Raw genomic sequence first — 7,392 nt, 5'->3', positions numbered from 1 at the left:
TTTTCAAGGTGAGACAATAACTGGTGTGACTTCACGTCGCACGCTTTCAATATTTGTCACTAATCAGCGTTGGATTTTCCACTAAAAAAATTGATGTGTGCAATAGTATCAGCATGATAGTGGTTGTCTACGGAAAAATTTAAACGCTCTTTTGCTGTAAAATTGGTAAAACTTCGACTCCGTTTTTTATACAGCAAGAACTGGACTGGCTATAAAAGACTTCGCATAATACTTTTTATGGTCAAATTCCATCAATATTTATTTTGATTATTTTGATGCTCCTTGGTATGAAGCACATCCGACTATACTGAACTTAGTTGCCAGATACTTATGCAACATACATATTAACCCATTATAAAAAGATTAACTAAAATTAGCATATTGCCGAACTTATTCATCGCCATAAAGTGATTAGTCTCTACCGGCAGAAATTGGCCCAGAGTGATGACATGGACTCCTCCTCACCCTCACGGTGTCATAATGCACCCAGCCAATTAACGGGAAAAAGAGGAGTCCGAAATGAATAGTAACGTCGTGGGTTTGGATTTAGCAAAAAGTATATTTCATCTGTTTAGCCTTTCTGCTGAAGGCAAATCAGTAAAAAAGAAACTGAAACGTAACGAATTATTAGCCTATATTGCTACAAATACCATTGAAGTATGACACTCAAAATTCATACCCAAAACCCAATAAAAACCAACTCAAAACATGACCTCGTCTATATGTTTTAGGCGCGTACAAATCTCGTGATTAAAGCGCGAAATCTTGTCCGAATAGTAGCATTTAATTCAATATATATACGACACAACTCTATGTTCTAAAATAGCTTTTATCTGTTTCGGATTGTCCAGAATTTATAAAAAAACTGACTTAAATTTCCAATCAATTGACTGAGCCTAATTTAGGACTCAGCCTATAAAATCCAACAATAGATCGACACGCTTTTTAAATTATAAAGCCTATCATCTCGTTACTGTGGGTTGAACAGGGAGCCCCTAATTTCCCCTGCCAACAAGCCTTATATAAGGTCACAATATCAACGTATGCCATCATGGCGCTCCGTATCATGGTTAATGGCGCTACCACTTACTGTGAGTAGCTATCCTTTAAGCGACATCGGTTTGTTAATACACAGGCACTCTATACACGACTGACACAAGTAAGCACGACTACAATTCAGTGACTCATTTCCCTAACTTTAATAAATCAAACACCACCTTTGCAAAACCGGCGGCTTTGACGGGGTCCGATAAGAGCTGCATCATTTGGTTTTGATGGGCTTCACTACTATCCATGACCGCGTCATCGACGGCTTTGGTAAAATCGCCCAGCATGGCCTGCTCAGTTGAGTTATTGGCAATTTGCTTCATGACCAAGGCATTTTCACTGATTTTATCTCTGATGGTATGGGCGTAATTAACCAGGTCTTTTTCCGTCAAATGGTCGGTAATAAAAAGCTCATTCAAGCGGCTGATAATCTGCGAGATAAACTCTTCATGTTTATCTTTTGCTTTGGCCGTACCCAAGCCTTCACCGGGTTCAAGTTTATAATCGGCTGAATCTTCTTTTAATTTCAAGTCTTGCTGGCGGATGACGGAAAGGCGGTAATGGCTAAGGACTACGCCACTTAAGTCAATGTCCTCTTCCTCCAAAAACGTTTCGCGCAACATCGGTCTCAGGTTTCGCGCATACAGGCTGAGTTTTTCTAAGGCCTTGTCGTCGTAATCGACAATCTGCGACATGAATTCATAAAAGCGCACGAACGTACCCAGATCTTTTTTAAAGATTTCCAGCGCGTCCTTTTCTTTTTTGCAGGCCTTAAAGCTGTTTTCTGCATTGGCAATTAACACCGCATCGGCCGTCTTCTTGGTGCGCTCAAACATGGCCTTAGCTTGTTTATACGCATCTATAGCAGACTTATAACGCTTCACCCAACGATCTACCGCAGGTTTGCAAATATTGGCAATGGCGGCGTTGCTTTTGCTCTTTACAAAAAAGGCTTCACAAAACTGTTCGACTTCTTGCCAAGTAAAAATACCCGCAGCCCGCAGCTTATCAAACAGATCAAAAATTAAATCAGGGTCCGACACATCGGCTAATTCGGCGGTTTGATAATAGGGCTGAAAGGCGTTGAGTATCTCTTCCGGCTCATTAAAAAAATCCAACACGAACGTACCCCTTTCGGCTTTACCGGGATAAGTCCGATTGAGCCGCGATAGGGTTTGCACACACTCGACGCCACCGAGCTTTTTATCGACATACATGGCGCAGAGCTTGGGCTGATCAAAACCGGTCTGGAATTTGTTGGCGACAATCATGACTTGATAATCATCCGAGTCAAACGCTTTGCGTAGTTCACGGCCTTTGAGGTTCGGGTTCATCGTGCTTTCGGTAAACTTCTCACCCAGCAATCCCGCAGCATTGGGATCTTTATTGTTAAACTCGACTTCACCGGAAAAAGCCACCATGGCATGAATGTTCTGATAGCCTTTGGCCTTAATGTATTGATCAAATCCCTGCTTGTAGCGCACCGCTTCTTTACGCGAACTGGTAACCACCATGGCCTTAGCTTGGCCGCCTAATAGACCCATCACATTGGTTTTAAAATGCTCAACAATGACCTGCACTTTTTGCGAGATGTTGTAGTCATGCAAGCGTACCCACTGATTGAGCTTTACCTTGGCTTTTTTACTTTCAACTTCCTGGTCGGCGCCCTGAATTTTTAACGCCAGGTTATAAGCGACTTTATAGTTGGTGTAGTTTTTTAAAACATCCAGGATAAAGCCTTCTTCAATAGCTTGGCGCATGCTGTACACATGGTAGGCTTCGGGAAGATTGGTTTTTGACGGCGGTTCATCAGGGTTCGGCAAACGACCAAAAAGTTCCAGTGTTTTGGTTTTTGGCGTGGCGGTAAACGCCAGATAGCTGACATTAGCGGAAGCGCGACGGGAAGCGACAGCGGCATCCAGAATATCTTCGGCAGTCACCTCTTCTTCATCTGTGCCTTGCGCATCCATCATCAACACTTCTTTTAATTGACGCGCCGTGGAGCCGGTCTGCGATGAATGCGCCTCATCGGCAATAATGGCGTAGCTCCGCTCTTTTAAGCTGACACTGTTCTCAATGGCTCTTAAGACATAAGGGAAGGTTTGAATGGTGACAATGATAATCGGCTGTGCGTTATTCAGGGCGGCGGCCAGTTTTTCGGATTTGGACCCGTCACCTTCTTTATTATTGATGCGCCCTACTACGCCATCGACATGCTCAAACTGGTAGATGGTATCTTGCAGCTGGTCGTCCAATACGGTGCGGTCGGTCACGATAATCACCGAGTCGAACTGTTTACGGCCATTGGGGTTGTAGATGGACGATAGCTGATGCGCTACCCAGGCAATCGAATTGGACTTACCCGAGCCCGCACTGTGCTGAATCAGGTATTTGTGGCCGGGACCTTCAGTACGGGCAGACGCTACCAGTTTGGTCACCACATCCCATTGATGATAACGCGGAAAGATCAGGGCTTCTTTTTTGTACTTGCGGCCCTCCCAGTCTTCTTTTTCTTCAATCTGCAAATGCACAAAGCGGGCAAGAATATTGAGCAAGTTGGCCGGTAGCAAGACCTCATTCCATAAATAATCGGTCGCATAGCGGTTAATGTCTTCCGGCACATCATTACCTGCGGCGCCGTCTTTTGTGCCTTTGTTAAACGGCAAAAAGAAGGTGTCATTACCTTCCAAGCGGGTGGCCATATAGACTTCATACTGGCTGACCGCAAAATGCACCAACGCCCCGCGTTTAAAGGTTAACAGCGGCTCCGGCTTTTTGGTGGCAGGATCTATCGGATGGCGGGTGGTTTTGTATTGCTTGATCGCATTATGCACCGCCTGTTTGAATTCCGACTTTAACTCTAACGTTGCGACCGGCAAGCCATTGACAAACAATACCAAATCAATACGCCAAGCTTGGGCTTTTGCACCGGTTTCAGCAAAATGCGCTTCCGTTGCCCAGGGGCTATACACCAATTCCGGCACGACCCGGCAACGGTTCTGTTGATAACGCGCCAACGTCTCCGGGTTTAAATCATGTTCGGGTTTAAACTGGCATAAACTAAAGCGGGTGCCACGGTCACGCAATTCATGACGTAACACACCCAAGGTGCCAAAGGTGCGCATTTCTTTATTGGCGGCATTGGGGTCGGCTTTATTGAGCTGGGTGGCGACGCGCTCCAAAAACTTTTCTGTTGGGTTATTCGGGTAAAGGGCACAAAACTTTTGCCACTGGGCATCTTGAGTCTCCTGTACAAAACCCAGCAAGTCCTCGGGATACAAGGCCAGTTCGCGGTTATAGTTTTCGGGCTTGCCCAACAACCAGCCATTCGCAAGCAAATGGCCAATCATGTCATGTTGAAATGCGCATTCTTTTGATTTGTTATCCATCAACTTTATAATTTTTATAGTTCGGCAATCAGTGCCTGAATCGGATGCACAACCCAGCGGCGTGTATCCGGTCAACAGTCACGTTTTATTTTGAATGCGCTTTCGGAGCATCCTCTCCTTTATAAACTAACTGATTATCTTCCCAGAGCACGGCGTATTGCCCGAGTTTACGTTTTTTCCAGGGCATTGGCGACGGCTTCGTTTAATGAGCCGAGAATGATCCGGCTTTTTTCTGACGATTGCTTGTTAACAGTATTCATAATCCGGATCTTTTAAAAAATATCGGTAAATCTTAAATCCTCTTGCAATGGTTCCAACTCAATTTTGCAGGCACTGTCCGCAACATTTAAAATCAGAAAACCTTATTGGCGACAAGTTGCGCTAGACGGTGAAAATCAAGGCTACTCGCCGTTTTTTTCTAACAAATCCAGTTCCTGCCGCCATTTCATAATTAAGCTTTCCATAATCGCATACTGCTTTTTAATGACAATCGCTTGCACGATACCGTCGTTAATCTCCAAATAATCATGCACCAGCACATTACGGAAACCGACAATCTTTAACACTTCCTCATGTTGCTGAGCGGCTAAATCGCCACGGCTTTTTAATTCGTCTAAGGCTTCACGCGATTGACTGACGGATAAGCTATATTTTTGCTGAACGAAATATCGCGCCATGCCAATAAACGCTTCAATATATACCTGCAAGGCACGTTGTATCGCCAGGAAATCGCGCTCTGTCCAGGTATCCGTATTTTCGCGACTGTATTCATCCAAGATGCGTAACATTCTTCGTTGATGCCGAAGCAATGCCTGTTCATAGGCAATATCTCTCATAATCCTTTTCCCATTTTGACAAAATACTTTGTTCAACCCGTTTAACATGCGGCACGTTGCGATCAAACCATTTAACCGCCGACATTAAAATGCTGTATTGCAAATAAACCGGCGCCGTTTCCAAATCAATGACGCTGATCTGATTATAAAGTTTTAATTCGCGCTCAATGGCGGCCTCTAACAATTGCGGACGCAAAAGCCGGGCACTTAAATCCGTTTCGTAATCGCTAAATATTACAGCAATATCCCAATCGCTGTGTTCATGCGCGGTTTGCTTGGCGCGTGAACCATAAAGATAAATGGCATCGACTTGTGCATGATGCTGAATAACACGCGTCATGTTTTCAGCCATTAACTTGCCATCACTCATTTTTATTGTCCAGCCGCAATCTGGCATTGATCATGGCTTGATGCAAACGCTGCTCAAGCACTTCCTTGGGTGGCAGTGCCGTCAAGTACTCGGCGACATGAATACCGGAGCCGGCCAATTCCAACAGCTCGATTTGTTCTTGATTTTTTCCGGCGCACAGAATAATGCCCAACGGCGGGTTTTCATCCGTCTCCTGTTCATATTTTGCCAGCCAGCGCAGATAAAGTTCCATCTGGCCTTTGTATTCCGCCTTAAAATTGCCCACTTTTAAATCGATGGCGACCAAGCGTTTCAGCTTGCGGTTGTAAAATAACAGATCGATATAAAAATCGTCGTTATCGATTTGCATACGATATTGGCGCGCGACAAAACTAAAGCCGCTGCCCAGTTCCAGCAAAAACTGTTGTAGCTCGCGCAGAATGGCATCTTCAAGGTCTTTTTCCAGATAGCTATCATTCAGATCAAGAAAATCCAGTATATACGGGTCTTTTAAAATCAGATTCTCATTGACCAAGCCTTGCTCACGTAACAGTGCAAGTTCGCTACTAATGGTCAGCTCGGGCTTTTTGGAAAGCGCGGTGCGCTCAAACAATTGTTTATCAATCCGTTCTACCAAAGTGCGGGTAGACCAGCGTTCTTGAACCGCCATAGCAAGGTAAAACTCCCGTTTTAAGGAGTCGTCTAAATAAATCAGGCTCTTAAAATGTGTCCAGCTTAATTGTCTCCGCAGTGCGGAGACAATTGCCGGTTCAGGAAAAGCCTCGGCAAACCGAAGGCAATGGTGCAATTGTTTTTTATTCCAGCCCTTGCCAAACGCTAGGGTTAAATCACGCGCCAGATGGTCTATTACCTGCTTGCCATATTCGGCCCGTTCACCGTTCAATACTTCATCGGCAATACGTTTGCCCACCTGCCAGTAGAGCAAGGTCAGCTCGACATTGACCGCAACCACCGCACGTTGTTTGGCCGATTGGATCAGCTCTTTAACTTCAACGACCAGAGCGTTATCGACAAGCGGCGTCTGGTTCATGCAGCGGCTTCCTTGTGGAGCTCTGTAAGGTTCTGCAAAGATTCCGGGGCTTGCCAGTTTCTTACGTCGATTTTGCCGGTGACGGCGGCGGAGATTAGGGCTGTTCGGCGTTCTTTCATTAACTCAATTGCATTTGAGGATTCTCGTTCCAATTTATCGTATTTTTTCGATATTGTTTCTATATGGTCAAGTATGTGCTCTTGCTCATCTAACGGACAAATTGCAACTTTCCTAGTGGCCATAAGATTCAGCGGAATTCTTGCTCTAGTCGAACCATTCGACAGCCTACCAGCATCGGCCCAAGCAGTAGAAGATAACTGTCTAGCTATGAAGAGAGAGATTGCTTTTTTTTCATTCAATCGGAATCTAAAACAGTCAGCTTTCACCATTGCTGGAGAAATATTCTGAGGTGCAGTACAAGCTCTACCTACTGGATTATTTGGATCACCAAGCCCTGCTATCAAGACATCACCGGCAATCACATCATGATTAGATAGATTGTTTTTATAGTAGTCTTCATCAATAAATGCGCCTTCACCTTCGTGATAACCGGTTATTTTTATATTTTGTAGCCGTATCACACGAACTCCACTTTCTGAGTAATGCTCCGATTTCAAACCTGATCCAAATGGTCCATCACATTTATTCAAAGTAATTTTACCAAGTTAGGACTTACGCAAGAACCATTTCAAGCGATGGTTTTCTCAGTTGTTGAACGAG

Annotated in this window: 6 protein-coding genes; 1 reads left to right on the top strand and 5 read right to left on the bottom strand. The window is 44.6% G+C overall.

Annotated features, from left to right (window positions below; translation table 11 throughout):
- The first annotated feature begins 519 nt into the window (after positions 1-519).
- Positions 520-663, top strand: coding sequence for a hypothetical protein (locus tag V7051_RS24015; protein ID WP_333879281.1), 144 nt, complete (start codon positions 520-522; stop codon positions 661-663).
- A 521-nt stretch (positions 664-1,184) separates the two neighbouring features.
- Here V7051_RS24015 and V7051_RS24010 read toward each other — a convergent pair.
- From V7051_RS24010 to V7051_RS23990, 5 genes are all read right to left on the bottom strand, one after another.
- Positions 1,185-4,436, bottom strand: a complete 3,252-nt coding sequence (locus V7051_RS24010) for a type I restriction endonuclease subunit R (protein ID WP_333879282.1) — start codon at positions 4,434-4,436, stop codon at positions 1,185-1,187.
- A gap of 401 nt (positions 4,437-4,837) precedes the next feature.
- A complete protein-coding gene (gene hepT, locus V7051_RS24005; RefSeq protein WP_333879283.1) occupies positions 4,838-5,272 on the bottom strand; it encodes a type VII toxin-antitoxin system HepT family RNase toxin in 435 nt (144 codons plus the stop codon).
- The gene (gene mntA, locus V7051_RS24000) at positions 5,253-5,642 is read right to left on the bottom strand and encodes a type VII toxin-antitoxin system MntA family adenylyltransferase antitoxin (RefSeq protein WP_333879284.1); all 390 of its coding nucleotides are present in this window, start codon (positions 5,640-5,642) and stop codon (positions 5,253-5,255) included. Before mntA ends, hepT begins: the two co-directional genes overlap by 20 nt.
- A complete protein-coding gene (locus V7051_RS23995) occupies positions 5,635-6,672 on the bottom strand; it encodes a PDDEXK nuclease domain-containing protein (RefSeq protein ID WP_333879285.1) in 1,038 nt (345 codons plus the stop codon). The genes mntA and V7051_RS23995 overlap by 8 nt, the downstream gene beginning before the upstream one ends.
- Positions 6,669-7,322, bottom strand: a complete 654-nt coding sequence (locus V7051_RS23990) for a restriction endonuclease subunit S (protein ID WP_333879286.1) — start codon at positions 7,320-7,322, stop codon at positions 6,669-6,671. The genes V7051_RS23995 and V7051_RS23990 overlap by 4 nt, the downstream gene beginning before the upstream one ends.
- Positions 7,323-7,392 lie beyond the last annotated feature (70 nt).

This window comes from Methylobacter sp., assembly GCF_036845245.1.
GTDB lineage: Bacteria > Pseudomonadota > Gammaproteobacteria > Methylococcales > Methylomonadaceae > Methylobacter_A.
The sequence above is the reverse complement of the archived record's forward strand: the minus strand, read 5'-3'. Positions and strand labels throughout refer to the sequence as shown.